This window comes from Pseudomonas sp. GW821-FHT03A09 (assembly GCF_059421065.1).
Map to the genome: position 1 here is coordinate 225,931 of NZ_JBWKUX010000010.1, position 17,891 is coordinate 243,821.

The following is a 17,891-nucleotide window of genomic DNA, read 5'->3' on the forward strand; positions in this document are numbered from 1 at the left end:
GGCGCTTTTCTTAATGTGCCCCAGTGCTTATCTTTCAGCCTCCCAAAGAAGAAGCTCTCGCGCCCAATGGTTGATCAATCCATGCAATCCTCCCCCCGTAAGTCCCGCCGCTGGCTGTTCGGCCTGCTTGTGCTGCTGGTTATCGCCGGCCTGTGCTGGAAATTCTGGCCTGGCAGCCACAAGGACGCCGCGGCACAAAAGCCGGAAGGCCGTGCCGGCAAGTCGGGGATGATGCGCCCGGGCTTCGGTGGCTCCACCGGCCCGATCCCGGTGCGTGTGGCGCCGGCGGTGCAGGGGGAATTCCCGGTGTACTACAAGGCATTGGGCACGGTGACTGCGCTCAATACCATTAATGTACGCAGCCGGGTGGGTGGTGAGCTGGTGAAGATCGCCTTCGAAGAAGGACAGATGGTCAAGGCCGGTGACCTGCTGGCGGAAATCGACCCGCGCAGCTACCAGAACGCCTTGCTCCAGGCCCAGGGCACGTTGTTGCAGAATCAGGCCCAGCTGAAAAACGCCCAGGTCGATGTGCAGCGTTATCGTGACCTGTATGCCCAGGACAGTATCGCCAAGCAGACCCTGGACACCGCGGAAGCGCTGGTGCTGCAATACCAGGGCACGGTCAAGACCAACCAGGGCGCGGTGGACGACGCCAAGCTCAACCTCGAATTCACCAAGATCCGTGCACCCATCAGTGGCCGGGTAGGCTTGCGTCAGGTCGACGTGGGCAATCTGGTGGCGGCCAATGACACCACCTTCCTCGCGGTGATCACCCAGACCCAGCCGATCAGCGTGGTCTTCACCTTGCCGGAAAACACCCTCGACACCGTCCTGGCCCGTTACCACGCCGGTAACAAGCTGCCCGTGGAAGCCTGGGACCGTGGCGATGTGAAAAAGCAGGCGGTCGGTGTCTTGCAGAGCCTGGACAACCAGATCGACGTCACCACTGGCACCCTGAAATTCAAGGGGCGTTTCGATAACAAGGACCAGGCGCTGTTCCCCAACCAGTTTGTCAACGTGCACCTGCTGGCCGACACCCTGCACAACGTGGTGCTGGCACCGTCCGCCGCGATCCAGTTCGGCAATAACGGAACCTTCGTCTACAAGCTCGACGGTGACAAGAAGGTCAAGATGCAGCCCTTGGTGGTCGGCGATTCCGATGGCGACAACACGGTCATCAAGGAAGGCCTGTTAGCCGGTGACCGCGTGGTACTGGAAGGCACCGACCGCCTGAAGGACGGCAGCGAAATCGAAGTGGTCAACGACAGCAGCGAAGTCTTGACGACCCCGACCGAGCACTTGCAAGGCAAGCCTGCGGCAAAAGAGCAGACCGGCGCTGACGCCGGCAAGGCGCAAAAGGTCGGTTCATGAACCTGTCGCGGCTGTTTATCCTTCGCCCGGTTGCCACCACCCTGAGCATGCTGGCCATTGTCTTGGCCGGCATTATTGCTTATCGGTTGTTGCCGGTATCGGCGCTGCCCCAGGTGGATTACCCGACCATCCGGGTGATGACCCTGTACCCTGGCGCGAGCCCGGACGTGATGACCAGCGCGGTCACCGCGCCCCTTGAGCGCCAGTTCGGCCAGATGCCCGGGCTGACCCAGATGGCGTCTACCAGCTCCGGCGGTGCGTCGGTGCTGACCCTGCGCTTCAACCTCGACATCAACATGGATGTCGCCGAGCAGCAGGTGCAGGCCGCGATCAACGCCGCCACCAACCTGCTGCCCAAGGACCTGCCGGCGCCGCCGGTGTACAACAAGGTCAACCCCGCGGACACCCCGGTGCTGACCCTGGCAATCACCTCCAAGACCATGTTGCTACCCAAGCTCAATGACCTGGTCGATACGCGCATGGCGCAGAAAATCGCCCAGATCAGCGGCGTCGGCATGGTCAGCATCGCCGGTGGTCAGCGTCAGGCCGTGCGTATCAAGGTCAACCCCGAGGCCCTGGCGGCCAATGGCTTGAACCTGTCGGACGTGCGCACCCTGATCGCCGCGTCGAACGTCAACCAGCCCAAGGGTAATTTTGACGGGCCGACCCGGGTGTCGATGCTCGACGCCAACGACCAGTTGGTCTCGCCCCAGCAGTACGCCGAGCTGATCCTGGCCTACAACAACGGCGCGCCGCTGCGTCTTAAAGACGTGGCGCAGATCGTCGACGGTGCCGAGAACGAACGTCTCGCCGCCTGGGCCAATGAAAACCAGGCCGTGTTGCTGAATGTCCAGCGCCAGCCCGGTGCCAACGTGATCGAAGTGGTGGACCGCATCAAGGCGTTGCTGCCGAGCATCACCGATAACCTGCCGGCCGGTCTCGATGTGACAGTGCTCACCGACCGTACCCAGACCATCCGTGCTTCCGTTACTGACGTACAACACGAATTGCTGATTGCCATTGCCTTGGTCGTGATGGTGACGTTCCTGTTCCTGCGCCGCTTCAGCGCCACGATCATTCCGTCCATCGCCGTGCCGCTGTCGTTGGTCGGCACCTTCGGCGTGATGTACCTGGCAGGTTTCTCCATCAATAACCTGACACTGATGGCCCTGACCATCGCCACCGGTTTTGTGGTGGACGATGCCATCGTGATGCTGGAGAACATCTCGCGTTATATCGAGGAAGGCGAGACGCCGCTGGCCGCAGCGCTCAAGGGCGCCAAGCAGATCGGCTTCACCCTGGTGTCCCTGACCCTGTCGCTGATTGCGGTACTGATTCCGCTACTGTTCATGGCCGATGTGGTCGGGCGATTGTTCCGCGAGTTCGCCATCACCCTGGCGGTGGCGATCCTGATTTCCCTGGTCGTCTCCCTGACGCTCACGCCGATGATGTGCGCGCGGTTGCTCAAGCGCGAACCCAAGGAAGAAGAGCAGGGCCGTTTCTACAAGGCCAGCGGCGCCTGGATCGACTGGTTGATCGAAGCCTATGGCCGCAAGTTGCAGTGGGTGCTCAAGCACCAACCGCTGACTTTATTGGTGGCCATCGCCACCTTGGGCTTGACGGTATTTCTGTATCTCGTGGTGCCCAAGGGCTTTTTCCCCGTGCAGGACACCGGGGTGATCCAGGGCATTTCCGAGGCGCCGCAGTCGATTTCCTTTGCGGCCATGAGCCAGCGTCAACAGGAGTTGGCCAAGATCATCCTGGCCGATCCTGCGGTGGAAAGCCTGTCGTCCTACATTGGTGTGGATGGTGATAACGCCACCCTCAACAGCGGCCGTCTGCTGATCAACCTCAAGCCCCACGGGAAGCGTGATCTGAGCGCGGCCCAGGTGATCACCCGGCTGCAACCGGAAATCGACAAGCTGGTGGGCATTCGCCTGTTCATGCAGCCGGTGCAGGACCTGACCATCGAAGATCGCGTCAGCCGCACCCAGTACCAGTTCAGCATGTCCTCGCCGGACGCCGAGCTGCTGGCGCTGTGGAGTGACAAACTGGTGCACGCCCTCAGCCAGTTGCCGGAGCTCACCGACGTCGCCAGCGACCTGCAGGACAAGGGCCTGCAAGTATTTCTGGTGATCGACCGCGATGCAGCCTCGCGCCTGGGCGTCAGCGTCTCGACCATCACCGATGCGTTGTACGACGCCTTTGGTCAGCGGCAGATTTCCACCATCTACACCCAGGCCAGCCAATACCGCGTGGTGCTGCAGGCGCAATCCGGTGAAAGCCTCGGCCCTGCGGCCCTGAACCAGATCCACGTGAAAACCACCGACGGTGGCCAGGTGCGGCTGTCGAGCCTGGCCCATGTGGAGCAGCGCCAGGCCCAACTGGCGATTGCCCATATCGGCCAGTTCCCGGCGGTGATGATGTCGTTCAACCTGGCCCCTGGCGTGGCGCTGGGCAAAGGTGTCGAGCTGATCAACCAGACCCAGAAAGACATTGGCATGCCGGTGGGCGTGCAGACCCAGTTCCAGGGTGCGGCACAGGCTTTCGAAGCTTCGCTGTCGAGCACCTTGCTGCTGATCCTGGCAGCGGTGGTCACCATGTACATCGTGCTGGGCGTGCTGTACGAGAGCTACATTCACCCGATCACCATCCTGTCGACTTTGCCGTCGGCGGCGGTAGGGGCGTTGTTGGCGTTGCTGCTCAGCGGCAATGACCTGGGCATGATCGCAATCATCGGCATCATCCTGCTGATCGGTATCGTGAAAAAGAACGCGATCATGATGATCGACTTCGCCCTTGACGCCGAGCGTAACCAAGGCCTGGACCCGCAGACCGCCATCTACCAGGCGGCGCTGTTGCGCTTCCGGCCGATCCTGATGACCACTCTGGCCGCGCTGTTCGGCGCGGTGCCGCTGATGCTGGCTACCGGGTCCGGTGCAGAACTGCGTCAGCCGCTCGGGCTGGTGATGGTCGGCGGTTTGCTGGTAAGCCAGGTCTTGACCTTGTTCACCACACCCGTGATCTACCTGTACTTCGACCGTCTTGGCCGTCGCTGGCGCAAAGAGCCGCAAAGCCTGGAGCCGGTTGAGTCATGAACCTGTCCGGACCTTTCATTCGCCGGCCGGTCGCTACCATGCTGCTGAGCCTGGCGATCCTGTTGCTCGGCGGCGTGAGTTTCAATCTGTTGCCGGTGTCGCCGTTGCCACAGATCAATTTCCCCGTGATCGTGGTGTCGGCCAGCCTGCCCGGCGCGAGTCCCGAGGTAATGGCGTCTACGGTAGCGACACCGTTGGAGCGCTCATTCGGCTCGATTGCCGGCATCACGACCATGAGCAGCAACTCCAGCCAGGGTTCCACGCGGGTGATCCTGGCGTTCGATTCCGACCGGGACATCAATGGCGCGGCGCGAGAGGTGCAGGCGGCCATCAACGCTTCGCGCAACTTGTTGCCCAGTGGCATGCGCAGCATGCCCACCTATAAGAAGGTCAATCCGTCCCAGGCACCGATCATGGTGCTGTCGTTGACGTCGGACGTGTTGAAGAAGGGGGAACTCTACGACCTGGCTTCCACCATCCTTTCCCAAAGCCTGTCCCAGGTGCCAGGGGTCGGTGAAGTGCAGATCGGTGGCAGCTCCCTGCCGGCGGTACGCATTGAACTGGAGCCCAAGGCGCTCGACCAGTACGGCGTGGCGTTGGACGATGTGCGCAACACCATCGCCAATGCCAACCAGCGGCGTCCCAAGGGTTCCCTGGAAGACAGTGAGCGCAATTGGCAGATCCAGGCCAACGACCAGTTGGAAAAGGCCAAGGACTACGAACCGCTGCTGATTCGCTACCAGAACGGCGCCGCCCTGCGCCTGGGGGATGTGGCAAAGATCAGTGACGGTGTGGAGGACCGCTACAACAGCGGCTTCTTCAACAACGATGCGGCGGTGTTGTTGGTGATCAACCGTCAGTCCGACGCCAACATCATCGAAACGGTCCGGCAGATCAAGGCCCAACTGCCAGCGTTGCAGGCGGTGCTGCCGTCCAGCGTCAAGCTCAACCTGGCCATGGACCGCTCACCGGTGATCACCGCGACCTTGCATGAAGCCGAGATGACGTTGCTGATTGCGGTGGCCCTGGTAGTGCTGGTGGTGTACTTGTTCCTGGGTAACTTCCGCGCCTCGTTGATCCCGACCCTGGCGGTGCCGGTGTCGTTGGTGGGCACCTTCGCGGTGATGTACCTGTACGGCTTCTCCTTGAACAATTTCTCGCTGATGGCCTTGATCCTCGCCACAGGGTTGGTGGTAGACGACGCCATCGTGGTGCTGGAGAACATTTCCCGGCACATCGACGACGGCGTGCCGCCGATGAAGGCGGCGTACCTGGGGGCCAAGGAGGTCGGTTTTACCTTGCTCTCGATGAACGTGTCGCTGGTGGCGGTGTTCCTGTCCATCCTGTTCATGGGCGGCATCGTCACCAACCTGTTCCGCGAGTTTTCCGTGACCTTGTCGGCGGCGATCATCGTGTCGCTGGTGGTGTCGCTGACGTTGACCCCGATGCTCTGCGCGCGCTGGCTCAAGCCCCATGTCAAAGGCCACATGACTGGTTTGCAGCGCTGGAGCCATAAGGTCAACGACCGGATGGTCGCGGTGTATGCCACTAGCCTGGACTGGGTGTTGCGTCATCGTCGCCTGACCCTGCTAAGCCTGTTCATCACCGTGGGGGTGAACATCGCGCTGTATGTGGTGGTACCGAAGACCTTCATGCCGCAGCAGGACACCGGCCAGTTGATCGGCTTTGTGCGCGGTGACGACGGGCTGTCGTTCGGCGTGATGCAGCCAAAGATGGAAACCTTTCGCAAGGCCGTCCTCAAGGACCCGGCCGTGCTCAGCGTGGCCGGTTTCATCGGCGGCAACAACGGCACCAACAACGCGGTGATGCTGGTGCGCCTCAAGCCCATCGCTGAACGCAAGATCTCGGCCCAGGCGGTGATCGAGCGTATCCGCAAGGAGGTACCGCTGGTGCCGGGTGGACGGCTGTTCCTGATGGCCGATCAGGACCTGCAATTCGGCGGCAGCCGCGACCAGTCCAGTGCGCAGTACTCCTACATCCTGCAAAGCGGAGACTTGGCGGCGTTGCGCCTGTGGTACCCGAAAGTGGTTGCCGCCTTTCGCGAGCTGCCGGAGCTGACCGCCATCGACGCCCGTGAAGGCCGTGGCGCCGCCCAGGTGACACTGGTGGTCGATCGCGATCAGGCCAAGCGCCTGGGCATCGACATGAACATGGTCACGGCGGTGTTGAACAACGCCTACAGCCAGCGGCAGATTTCCACCATCTACGACAGCCTCAACCAGTATCAGGTGGTGATGGAGGTCAACCCGAAATACGCCCAGGACCCGATCACCCTGAACCAGATGCAGGTGATCACCTCCACGGGCGCGCGGGTGCCGTTGTCGACCATCGCACACTATGAGAACAGCCTGGCGAATGATCGCGTCAGCCATGAAGGCCAGTTCGCCTCGGAAAGCATTGCGTTCGACATGGCACCTGGGGTGACGGTGGAGCAGGGCACTGCCGCTATCGAGCGGGCGATTGCCAAGCTCGGTTTGCCTGAGGACGTGATCGCCAAGATGGCCGGCACCGCCGATGCCTTCGCGGCGACCCAGAAGGGACAGCCGTTCATGATCCTCGGTGCGCTGGTGGCGGTGTATCTGGTGCTGGGTATTCTGTATGAAAGCTACATTCACCCGTTGACCATCCTTTCGACCTTGCCGTCGGCGGGTGTGGGCGCATTGCTCTCCATCTACCTGCTGGGCGGCGAGTTCAGCCTGATCTCTTTGTTGGGGTTGTTCCTGCTGATTGGCGTGGTGAAGAAAAACGCGATCCTGATGATCGACCTGGCCTTGCAACTGGAGCGCCATGACGGCATGAGCCCGTTGGAATCGATTCGCAGCGCCTGCCTGTTGCGTCTGCGGCCGATCCTGATGACCACGCTCGCGGCCATCCTTGGCGCCTTGCCGTTGCTGCTCGGCGCCGGCGATGGTGCGGAAATGCGCCAGCCGTTGGGCCTGACCATCATTGGCGGCCTGGTGTTCAGCCAGATCCTGACCCTTTACACCACCCCGGTGGTCTACCTCTATCTCGACCGCGCGCGCCATCGTTTCAACGCCTGGCGCGGCGTGCGTACCGATGCTGCCTTGGACACTGCGCTATGACCGATTCAACGTTTGCCAAATTGGCCATTAGCATGCCCCGTGGTTCCCGCGTGGCCAGCTTGGTGCTGTGTGGTGCCTTGCTCAGCGCTTGCGCCATCGGCCCCGACTACAAACGCCCGGAAGTGGCCGAACCTGCACAATTCAAGCAAGCCCAGGGCTGGCGCCAGGCCACGCCGAGCGACTCCCTGGCCCGTGGCGCGTGGTGGGAGCTGTACGGTGATCGCCAGCTGAATGAATTGGTCGAACGCCTGAACAACTCCAACCAGACCGTGGCCCAGGCCGAAGCGCGCTTTCGCCAGGCCCAGGCCCAGGTACGCAGTGCCCGGGGGGCGTTTTTCCCGACGGTGGACCTGAGTGCCGGGAAAACCCGCGCCAGCCAAGGCACCGGCAGCAGCAACGCCAGCCTCAGCAGCTCCAGCAGTGGTATCCGCGACACCCTCAATACCCAGTTGGGCGTGAGTTGGGAGGCGGATGTCTGGGGCAAGCTGCGCCGTGGCCTGGAAGCCAACGAAGCGACCGCCGAGGCCAGTTCGGCGGACTTGGCGGCAATGCGTTTGAGCCAGCAATCGGAACTGGTGCAGGACTACCTGCAACTGCGCGTCATGGATGAACAGACCCGCCTGTTGCAAGCCACGCTGGACACTTACCAGCGCTCGTTGAAAATGACCGAAAACCAATACCGCGCCGGTGTGTCGGACAAGGCGGCCATCGCCCAGGCGCAAACCCAGCTCAAGACCACCCAGGCCAGCCTGATTGATCTGATCTGGCAGCGCGCCCAGCTGGAAAACGCCATCGCCGTATTGATCGGCGAGGCCCCGGCCAATTTCAACCTGGCTGTGAGCAAGACCATTCCCACATTGCCGCAGGTTCCAGTCAGCGTGCCATCGCAGTTGCTTGAGCGCCGTCCGGACATCGCCTCTGCCGAACGTTCGGTGATTGCCGCCAATGCCAATATCGGGGTGGCGAAAGCCGCTTATTACCCGGATCTGACCTTGAGCCTGGCGGGTGGCTATTCCAGCAGCACCTACGCCGACTGGATCAGCCTGCCGAACCGGTTCTGGTCGGTGGGGCCAAAACTGGCCATGACCTTGTTCGACGGCGGGCAGCGTTCGGCGGAAGTCGACCGTACCGTGGCCACTTATGATGAGACCGTGGCCAAGTACCGCCAGACTGTGCTCGATGGTTTCCGTGAAGTGGAAAACTACATGGTGCAGTTGAAGGTGCTGGAGGACGAGGCGGTAGTCAGCAATGAAGCGTTGGCATCGGCGCGTGAATCGTTGCGGCTGACCGAGAACCAGTACAAGGCGGGGTTGATTGCGTATCTGGATGTGGTCACGGTACAGGCCACGGCCCTCAGCAATGAGCGTACCGTGTTGACGCTGTTGCAGACGCGGTTGGTGGCGAGTGTGCAGTTGATCGCGGCGCTGGGTGGGGGATGGGATGGGCACACGTCGGTAGCGGACAAGGACTGATTGGGGTTTCAAGCAGCACCAGAGCCGATTGCTATCTCCCTGATGCAAGGAGATCAAAATGTGGGAGCGGGCTTGCCCGCGAATACGGTGGTTCAGCCAAGTATTCGGTGACTGACATACCGCCATCGCGGGCAAGCCCGCTCCCACATTTTTGATCGAGTTCTGCCTCCAGGATCTCCGTCAGGGCGGAGCCAAAAAACACCCTTGCAAGCCGGTAGATTGACGTCAAAATGCCTATAATGGCTTTCTGATAATTAATCAACCCCACCATAATTATTCTCGCTACAATCGCCCACTTTGCCATCTGGTACGGGCGTTTCAGGCCCGTCGGTTCTGAGAAACCCCATGCTTATCGGTAGTTATTCCCCCTCTTTGGTCGTGATCTCCCTGTTCGTGGCGATCCTGGCATCCTATACCGCGTTGGACCTGGCAGGCCGCATCGCGACCACCAAGGGCCGTGCGGTTTATTTGTGGATTGCCGGCGGCGCATTGGCGATGGGCGTGGGGGTGTGGTCCATGCACTTCATCGGGATGTTGGCGTTGCGCCTGCCGTTTGCGCTGGGGTTCGACGTAGGCATCACCGCGTTGTCGTTGCTGATCGCGATATTGTCCAGCGGCTTTGCGTTATGGCTGGTCAGCCAGCAACGTCTACCCCTGTGGCAACTGGCCTTCGGCGCGTTGGTGATGGGCGCTGGCATCAGCAGCATGCACTACACCGGCATGGCGGCCATGCGCATGACGCCGGGCATTGACTACGACCCTGCGCTGTTTGGTGCGTCGTTGCTGATTGCGGTGGTGGCCTCCGGCGCTGCGTTGTGGATTGCTTTCAACCTGCGACGCAGCACGCCTTATGTGCGCTTCACACGTGCGGGCGCGGCCGTGGTCATGGGCGTGGCGATCGTCGGCATGCACTACACCGGCATGGCGGCCGCTCAGTTTGCCGACGATAGTTTTTGTGGCGCTGCCTTGTCGGGGTTGAGTGGCAAGGGCTTGGACTATCTGGTACTGGTGACCAGCCTCTCGGTGCTGATCATTGCCCTGTTGACCTCCTTGCTGGATGCCCGCTTGGAGGCGCGCACCGCCGTGCTTGCAGACTCCCTGACCCTGGCCAACCAGGAACTGACCCACCTGGCTTTACACGACATGCTCACCGGCCTGCCCAATCGCACGTTGCTTTCCGACCGTATCCAGCAAGCGATGCAGGCGGTGACGGAGCAGGGTAGCTGCTTCGCTTTGATGTTTATTGACCTGGACGGTTTCAAACCGGTCAACGATGCCTTCGGTCATCACATGGGTGATCAGTTGTTGCGTGAAGTGGGATTGCGCCTGCGCGAGGACTTGCGCAGCCAGGACACCCTGGCCCGTATCGGTGGCGATGAGTTCGTGCTGCTGGTGCAACTGATGCAGCCGGACGACGCCATGGGCCTGGCTGAACGTCAGGTCGGCCTGATCAACCGCATGTTTACAGTGGCCGAGCATGAGCTGAAGATCTCCGCCAGTATCGGTATTGCCCTGTTCCCGGGCAATGGCAATAACCCCGAAGAACTGCTGATGAACGCCGATGCCGCCATGTATCACGCCAAGAGCATGGGCAAGAATGGCTACAGCTTCTTCGATGTGTCGATGAATACCAATGCGCGCAAACAGTTGCAGTTGTTACAGGACTTGCGCAACGCCCTCGAACATCAGCAGTTCTGCCTGCATTACCAACCCAAATTCGATGCCATCAGTGGCCGCGCGGTGGGTGCTGAAGCGTTGCTGCGTTGGGAGCACCCGCAACAGGGCTTGTTGTTGCCTGTCACGTTTATCGAATTGGCGGAAAAGACCGGCTTGATCATTCCCATCGGTGAGTGGGTGCTCAATGAAGCCTGTCGCCAGATGGCCATTTGGTATGCCCAGGGCTACAAAAACTGGCGGATCGCGGTGAACCTGTCGGCGTTACAATTCTGTCATGCCGGATTGGTCAAAAGTGTCGCGGCAGCCCTGGCCAGCCACCAGTTGCCGGCCAACAGCCTGACCCTGGAAATCACCGAGACCACCGCCATGAGCGATGCCGATGCCAGCATGACGGTATTGCAGCAGCTCTCGGACATGGGCGTGGACCTGTCCATCGATGACTTCGGCACCGGCTACTCCAGCCTGATGTACCTCAAGCGCCTGCCGGCCAACGAGTTGAAAATCGACCGCGGTTTCGTGCGCGACCTGGAGCACGACAGTGACGACGCGGCCATCGTGTCGGCCATTGTTGCGCTGGGCCAGGCCCTTGGGCTGCGCATCGTTGCCGAAGGGGTGGAGACCGACGTCCAGCAAAGTTTTCTCACACGCCTGGGGTGCAACTCCCTGCAGGGCTACTTGTTGGGCCACCCTTTGCCGGCGGATGGCTTCATGGCCGATATCCAGCGTGCCGAAGACGCAGCAGCGCCTGACAAAAACGACGTGTGACGGGTATTCTTGGACTCAACCCTAAACGTTTGGTTGATTCAGGAGGCAGCACCCATGGATAAAGTCGTCATCATCACCGGAGGTAGCCGTGGGATCGGCGCCGAGACGGCACTGTTGGCTGCCCGGCAGGGCTATCGCATCTGCATCAACTATCAGTCGGATGAAGAGGCGGCCCAGCGCGTGCTGGAGCAGGTGCGTGCATTGGGTGCACAGGCTATCGCCGTACGGGCGGATGTCAGCATCGAGGATGAAGTGATCGCGCTGTTTCACCGCGTGGATACCGAGCTGGGCCGTGTCACGGCGTTGGTCAATAACGCCGGCACCGTGGGGCACAAATCGCGGGTCGATGAGATGTCCGAGTTCCGTATCCTGAAAATCATGAAAACCAACGTGTTGGGCCCCATCCTGTGTGCCAAGCATGCGCTGTTGCGCATGTCGCCAAGGCACGGCGGGCAGGGCGGCAGCATTGTCAACGTGTCGTCGGTGGCGGCGCGGCTGGGCTCGCCGGGCGAATATGTCGACTACGCAGCGTCCAAAGGCGCCCTGGATACCTTCACCATTGGTTTGTCAAAAGAAGTGGCGGGCGAGGGGATTCGCGTCAACGCGGTGCGTCCCGGTTATATCTTCACTGACTTCCATGCCCTGAGCGGCGATCCGGACCGGGTCAGCAAGCTGGAGTCCGGTATTCCGATGGCCCGTGGTGGCCGCCCGGATGAAGTGGCGGAAGCGATAATCTGGTTGTTGTCGGACAAGGCTTCCTACACCACCGGTACGTTCCTCGATTTGGGCGGTGGTCGTTAACGCCTTCGCGGGCAAGCCCGCTCCCACATTGGAATGCATTTTAAATGTGGGAGCGGGCTTGCCCGCGAAAGCGCCAGAGGGGGCGACTCAGTCATTTAAAACGAGCGCACAATCCGCCCCAATGTCTCCATGGCTCGCTCCGATGCTTCGGTCCACGGGCTGCCGTAATTCAAGCGAATGCAATTCCTGAAGCGCTGGGTTGCCGAGAAAATCGGCCCTGGCGCGATGCTGATGCCTTGGGCCAAGGCCATCTGGAACAGCTTGAGCGAGTCAGTCTGCTCCGGCAGTTCCAGCCACAGGAAATACCCACCGGCCGGCTGGCTGACCCGCGTCTGTGCAGGGAAGTAACGGGCGATGGCAGCGAGCATGGCGCTCTGTTGTTCTTCCAGGGCATAGCGCAGTTTGCGCAGGTGCCGATCATAGCCGCCATGTTGCAGGTAGTCGGCAATTGCCGCCTGTGCCGGCATGGACGGGCACAATGATGTCATCAGCTTCAAGCGCTCGACCTTCTGCGCAAAGCGCCCGGCTGCCACCCAGCCGACGCGGTAGCCCGGCGCCAGGCTCTTGGCAAACGAACCGCAATGCATCACCAGCCCTTCGGTGTCGAAGGCCTTTGCCGGTTTTGGCGCCTGTTGCCCGTAGTACAACTCGGCGTACACATCGTCCTCGATCAATGGCACCTGGTGGCTGCGCAGCAGTTCCACCAGCGCCTGTTTCTTGGCTTCCGGCAGCGTAGCGCCCATGGGGTTCTGGAAGCTGGTCATAGTCCAGCACGCTTTGATCGGGTAGCGTTCCAGGCTTTGTGACAAGGCATTGAGGTCGATGCCATCACGCGGGTGCACGGGAATTTCCACGGCCTTGAGCTTGAGGCGCTCCAGCACTTGCAGGCAGGCATAGAACGCCGGGGCTTCGATAGCCACCAGGTCGCCGGGTTCGGTCACGGCTTGCAGGCACAGGTTCAGGGCTTCGAGGGCGCCGTTGGTGATCAGCAGTTCTTCCATGGGCAGCATCAGCCCGCCAACCATATAACGCAGGGCAATCTGCCGGCGCAGTTGCGGGTTGCCCGGCGACATGTCGGTGACCACCAGGCGCGGGTCCATTTCGCGGCCGGCGCTGGCCAGGGAGCGGGCCAGACGTGGCAGCGGGAACAGCATGGGGCTGGGGAACGCCGAGCCGAAGGGCACGGTGTTCGGGTCCTTGATGGAGTCGAGTACCGAAAACACCAGTTCGCTCACATCCACTTCGGTGGACTCGTGCACCTGCTCGCTCACCACCGGCTCGGAAAACGGGCTGGGGGCATGGGTGTTGACGAAGTAGCCCGAGCGTGGCCGTGCGCGGATCAGCCCTCGACGTTCCAACAGGTAATACGCCTGGAACACCGTGGACGGGCTGACGCCATAGGCCTGGCTGGCATAGCGTACCGACGGCACCCGCTGGCCGGGGCCGAGGACGCCGGAGCGGATCAGTTCTGCAATGTCATCAGCGAATTTTTCGTAGCGTTTCATTGGGGCCTTAAACAAATTCTTTGGTCTGAACACGGTTGAAAATGTGGGAGGGGGCTTGCCCCCTCCCACAGTAGATCTCCAGTGTTTTCGCAATGGCAATTCTTAGCGGTTCAGCGGTGCTACAAAACGGCTGTCGGCGGCGCTGTAGACCCACGGCTCATCCACATCCGTCACCTTGAAACGCAAGGTCTGGGAACTGCTGGCCGGTTTCTCCGCCAGCAGCACCACCGACACCGGTATATCGCTGATTTCCCCCGGCGCCAGGCTGATCTCGGTCTTGCCTTGTAGCTGGAAGCCTGCGGCGTCTTCCAGTTCCAGGCGGTAGTCCTGGCGTTGCTGGGTCTTGTTGATGACCTTGAGGCTGTAGATGTTTTCGATCAAGCCCTGGCTGTTCTCGCGGAACATGCCGCGGTCCTTGGTCACGTCCAGCGACACCATCGGCCGGCCCACCAGGGCCACCACCAGCGCGGCGATCATCACCAACAGCACGGCACTGTAGCCGATCAGGCGTGGCCTGAGCAGGTGGGTTTTGCCGCCTTGCAATTGATGTTCGGAGGTGTAGCTGACCAGGCCGCGGGCATAACCCATTTTGTCCATGATCGAATCACAGGCGTCGATGCACGCCGCGCAGCCGATGCATTCCATTTGCAGGCCGTCGCGGATATCGATGCCGGTAGGGCAGACCTGCACGCACAGTTGGCAGTCGATGCAGTCACCCAGGCCGACCTCGGCGGGTTTCACCTCGCGTTTGCGCGGGCCACGGTGTTCGCCACGGGCCACATCGTAGGAAATGGTCAGGGTGTCTTTATCGAACATCACGCTCTGGAAGCGCGCATACGGGCACATGTGCATGCACACGGCTTCGCGCAACCAGCCGGCGTTGATGTAGGTCGCGCCGGTAAAGAACAGCACCCAGAACAAACTCACGCCGCCCATTTGCCAGGTCAGCAGTTCGGCGGCCAGAGGACGAATCGGCGTGAAGTAACCGACAAAGGTCAACCCGGTCAACACACTGATGCCCAGCCACAAGGTGTGCTTGGCCGAGCGTCGCGCCAGTTTATTCAGGGTCCAGGGCGCTGCTTGCAGTTTGATGCGTTGGTTGCGTTCGCCTTCGGTGACCTTTTCGCACCACATGAACAGCCAGGTAAACGAGCTTTGCGGGCAGGTGTAGCCACACCACACGCGACCGGCAAACACGGTAATCGCAAACAGGCCAAAGGCGCAGATGATCAGCAGCGCCGACAGCAGGATGAAATCCTGGGGCCAGAAGGTCGCGCCAAAAATATGGAATTTGCTTTCGGCCAGATCCCATAGCACGGCCTGGCGCCCACCCCAGTTCAGCCACACGGTGCCGAAAAACGCCAGGAACAGAAAGCCAGCACCCGTCACACGCAAGGTGCGGAACAGGCCGGTAAAGCTACGGGTATGGATCAGGTTGTCGCTGGATTTGGCCTTCACCTTCTTTGGGTGTATCGGCTCAAAGGTTTCCACGGTTGGGATTCGTTCGCTCATGGTCGTTCGCTCATCAGCCTCCATCAGGCAGAGCAACTATGAGCGTCGGTCTGTTTGCATAACAGACTCAGCTATGGCGATAAAAAGCGGATCAGATGGGTTTTGACGCCGTGACTGCGACAATGTGCTGCACCCCGTGGCGCCTGGGGTGCAGCTAAATCTGGGGTGTGCTGATACAGATCAACCGAATCGCCGAACCAGGCTCTGGGACCTTCTGGTACTGGCATCCATCGGTTGCACCCGCAACGGGATATTCATCGGTGTGGCCTCCTTTGTGCTTTGCTCTATCGGTGGGTAGCCATTGCGGCGAATTGATTCCCCGCCCGATGGCGGCCTATCCACCTGAACTTTTAACCCAGGCTCGGGCTCGGACCTATGACGGCCCGGCTCAGGAAGAGCACTGCCGTATCAGAATTCGGATCAAGCAAAGAGCGTCCACAGGGCGTAAGGGGAAGATGCTCGATGACTGCTGAAACACGGGTTCCAGACGACGCCCGATTGCCGCTGTCCCAGGCCTTGTTGCTGCCCAGGATCGCGATCGAAAGCACCACACCTGTGGTCGACGGCGGCGAGTTCGCCGTGAAAGCCGTGGTCGGGCAACGGGTCAATGTCACCAGCAAGGTATTCGCTGACGGCCACGACCAGCTCGCGGTGCTGATTCGCTGGCGCGCGTTGCATGAAGAAAGTTGGCACAGCGTGGTCATGACGGATGTCGGCAATAACGGCTGGGAAGGTGCGTTTACCGTCACGGCCCAAGGCCCCCATGAGTTCTGCGTCGAAGCCTGGATCGATACCTTTGCCAGCTTCTGCTACGAGTTGCGCAAAAAACATGAGGCCGGGGTGCCGGTCAGCCTTGAGCTCCAGGAAGGCCGCAGCCTGGTGTTGCAAGCCGCCGAACGCAGTGACAATGAGCTGCGCGACCGTCTGATGCGGTTGCATCATGAACTCTCCGGCCTGCTGGAAACCGAGCAGGTTACGCAATTTCTGCACGAAGACAGTGCACACCTGATGGCCCAGGCCGACCACCGTGCGTACCTGAGCATCAGCACCGTGTACCCCATCGATGTGGAACGCGAAGGCGCACAGTTCGCCAGTTGGTACGAGCTGTTTCCCAGGTCGATCACTGATAACCCAATGCGCCACGGCACCTTCAATGACGTGCACGCCCGGCTGTCGATGATCCACGACATGGGCTTCGACGTGCTGTACTTCCCGCCGATTCACCCGATTGGCCGCAGTCATCGCAAGGGCAAGAACAATGCGCTCACCGCAGGCCCCGATGATCCCGGCAGCCCTTACGCGATTGGCAGCGAGGAGGGCGGACACGAGGCAATCCACCCGCAGTTGGGCAGCCGCGACGACTTCCGCCGCCTGGTCAAGGCCGCCGCCGACCATGGCCTGGAAATCGCCCTGGACTTCGCCATCCAGTGTTCCCAGGACCACCCGTGGCTCAAGCAGCATCCGGGCTGGTTCAACTGGCGCCCGGACGGCACGATCAAATACGCCGAGAACCCACCGAAAAAATACCAGGACATCGTCAACGTCGACTTCTACGCCGCCGATGCGATTCCAAGCCTGTGGACCGAGCTGCGTGACATCGTGGTGGGCTGGGTGGAAGAGGGCGTGAAGACCTTTCGTGTCGACAACCCGCACACCAAGCCACTGCCGTTCTGGCAATGGTTGATCAGCGATGTGCGCGGCAAGTATACCGAAGTGATCTTCCTGGCTGAAGCCTTCACCACACCCGCGATGATGGCGCGCCTGGGCAAGGTGGGTTACTCCCAGAGCTACACCTATTTCACCTGGCGCAACACCAAGGCTGAACTGAGCGAATACTTCACACAGTTGAATACGTCGCCGTGGCGCGAATGCTTTCGGCCGAACTTTTTCGTCAACACGCCGGACATCAACCCCGGCTACCTGCACGAGTCCGGACGCCCGGGTTTCTTGATCCGCGCCGCGCTGGCGACCATGGGCTCCGGGTTATGGGGTATGTATTCGGGCTTCGAACTGTGTGAGGCCGCGCCCATACCGGGCAAGGAAGAGTACCTGGACTCGGAGAAGTACGAGATCCGCCCACGGGATTTCAGTGCGGCCGGCAACATCATTGCCGAAATTGCCCAGCTCAACCGCATCCGCCGCCAGAACCCGGCGCTGCACAGCCACTTGGGCTTGAAGCTGTACAACGCCTGGAACGACAACATCCTGTATTTCGGCAAGCGCAGTGAGGACGGCGGCAACTTTATCCTCGTGGCGGTCAACCTCGACCCCTACAACGCCCAGGAAGCGCATTTCGAACTGCCGCTGTGGGAGATGGGCCTGCCGGACGACGCGCAGACCCAAGGTGAAGACTTGATGAGCGGGCACCGCTGGACGTGGTACGGCAAGACCCAGTGGACGCGCCTGGAGCCGCAGATGCCGTTTGGCATTTGGCGTATCACCGCTTCCTGAGTCGAGTGAAGATCAACTGTGGGAGCTGGCTTGCCTGCGATCGCGGTATATCAGCACCGCAAGTGTTAGCGGATGCACCGCTATCGCAGGCAAGCCAGCTCCCACATTAGACCGCGTTCATTCAGGCGGTTTTCA

9 protein-coding genes are annotated in these 17,891 nt (G+C 60.9%); 7 read left to right on the forward strand and 2 right to left on the reverse strand.

Annotation, left to right across the window (positions count from 1 at the left end; all coding sequences use genetic code 11):
• Positions 1-66 precede the first annotated feature (66 nt).
• The 6 genes from AC07V4_RS19560 to AC07V4_RS19585 all read left to right on the forward strand — a co-directional run bounded on the left by AC07V4_RS19560 (position 67) and on the right by AC07V4_RS19585 (position 12,288).
• Positions 67-1,371, forward strand: coding sequence for an MdtA/MuxA family multidrug efflux RND transporter periplasmic adaptor subunit (locus AC07V4_RS19560; protein ID WP_492636566.1), 1,305 nt, complete (start codon positions 67-69; stop codon positions 1,369-1,371).
• Entirely contained in the window at positions 1,368-4,469 is a 3,102-nt protein-coding gene (locus AC07V4_RS19565) for an MdtB/MuxB family multidrug efflux RND transporter permease subunit (RefSeq protein ID WP_492636567.1), read from the forward strand. Before AC07V4_RS19560 ends, AC07V4_RS19565 begins: the two co-directional genes overlap by 4 nt.
• Positions 4,466-7,573 (forward strand): efflux RND transporter permease subunit, encoded by a 3,108-nt coding sequence (locus AC07V4_RS19570; protein WP_492636568.1) that lies wholly within the window; start codon positions 4,466-4,468, stop codon positions 7,571-7,573. Before AC07V4_RS19565 ends, AC07V4_RS19570 begins: the two co-directional genes overlap by 4 nt.
• On the forward strand, positions 7,570-9,045 hold the full coding sequence (locus AC07V4_RS19575; protein ID WP_492636569.1) for an efflux transporter outer membrane subunit: 1,476 nt from the start codon (positions 7,570-7,572) through the stop codon (positions 9,043-9,045). Before AC07V4_RS19570 ends, AC07V4_RS19575 begins: the two co-directional genes overlap by 4 nt.
• 345 nt (positions 9,046-9,390) lie before the next feature.
• A complete protein-coding gene (locus AC07V4_RS19580) occupies positions 9,391-11,487 on the forward strand; it encodes a putative bifunctional diguanylate cyclase/phosphodiesterase (protein ID WP_492636570.1) in 2,097 nt (698 codons plus the stop codon).
• Positions 11,488-11,541: 54 nt separating this feature from the next.
• Positions 11,542-12,288, forward strand: a complete 747-nt coding sequence (locus AC07V4_RS19585; RefSeq protein ID WP_492636571.1) for an SDR family oxidoreductase — start codon at positions 11,542-11,544, stop codon at positions 12,286-12,288.
• 95 nt (positions 12,289-12,383) lie between these two features.
• On the opposite strand, the gene mapR is transcribed toward AC07V4_RS19585, so the two are convergent.
• Positions 12,384-13,793, reverse strand: a complete 1,410-nt coding sequence (gene mapR, locus AC07V4_RS19590; RefSeq protein WP_492636572.1) for a GntR family transcriptional regulator MpaR — start codon at positions 13,791-13,793, stop codon at positions 12,384-12,386.
• Positions 13,794-13,895: 102 nt separating this feature from the next.
• Entirely contained in the window at positions 13,896-15,305 is a 1,410-nt protein-coding gene (ccoG, locus tag AC07V4_RS19595) for a cytochrome c oxidase accessory protein CcoG (RefSeq protein ID WP_492636573.1), read from the reverse strand.
• Positions 15,306-15,767: 462 nt separating this feature from the next.
• Between ccoG and AC07V4_RS19600 the strand changes: the two genes are divergently transcribed.
• Positions 15,768-17,756, forward strand: a complete 1,989-nt coding sequence (locus AC07V4_RS19600) for an alpha-1,4-glucan--maltose-1-phosphate maltosyltransferase (RefSeq protein WP_492636574.1) — start codon at positions 15,768-15,770, stop codon at positions 17,754-17,756.
• Positions 17,757-17,891 lie beyond the last annotated feature (135 nt).

Bases quoted from the DNA above. Each gene is read 5' to 3' on its own strand.
- AC07V4_RS19585 (WP_492636571.1), top strand. From the start codon at position 11,542: ATGGATAAAGTCGTCATCATCACCGGAGGTAGCCGTGGGATCGGCGCC.
- AC07V4_RS19560 (WP_492636566.1), top strand. From the start codon at position 67: ATGGTTGATCAATCCATGCAATCCTCCCCCCGTAAGTCCCGCCGCTGG.
- AC07V4_RS19575 (WP_492636569.1), top strand. From the start codon at position 7,570: ATGACCGATTCAACGTTTGCCAAATTGGCCATTAGCATGCCCCGTGGT.
- AC07V4_RS19570 (WP_492636568.1), top strand. From the start codon at position 4,466: ATGAACCTGTCCGGACCTTTCATTCGCCGGCCGGTCGCTACCATGCTG.
- ccoG (WP_492636573.1), bottom strand. From the start codon at position 15,305: ATGAGCGAACGAATCCCAACCGTGGAAACCTTTGAGCCGATACACCCA.
- mapR (WP_492636572.1), bottom strand. From the start codon at position 13,793: ATGAAACGCTACGAAAAATTCGCTGATGACATTGCAGAACTGATCCGC.
- AC07V4_RS19580 (WP_492636570.1), top strand. From the start codon at position 9,391: ATGCTTATCGGTAGTTATTCCCCCTCTTTGGTCGTGATCTCCCTGTTC.
- AC07V4_RS19565 (WP_492636567.1), top strand. From the start codon at position 1,368: ATGAACCTGTCGCGGCTGTTTATCCTTCGCCCGGTTGCCACCACCCTG.
- AC07V4_RS19600 (WP_492636574.1), top strand. From the start codon at position 15,768: ATGACTGCTGAAACACGGGTTCCAGACGACGCCCGATTGCCGCTGTCC.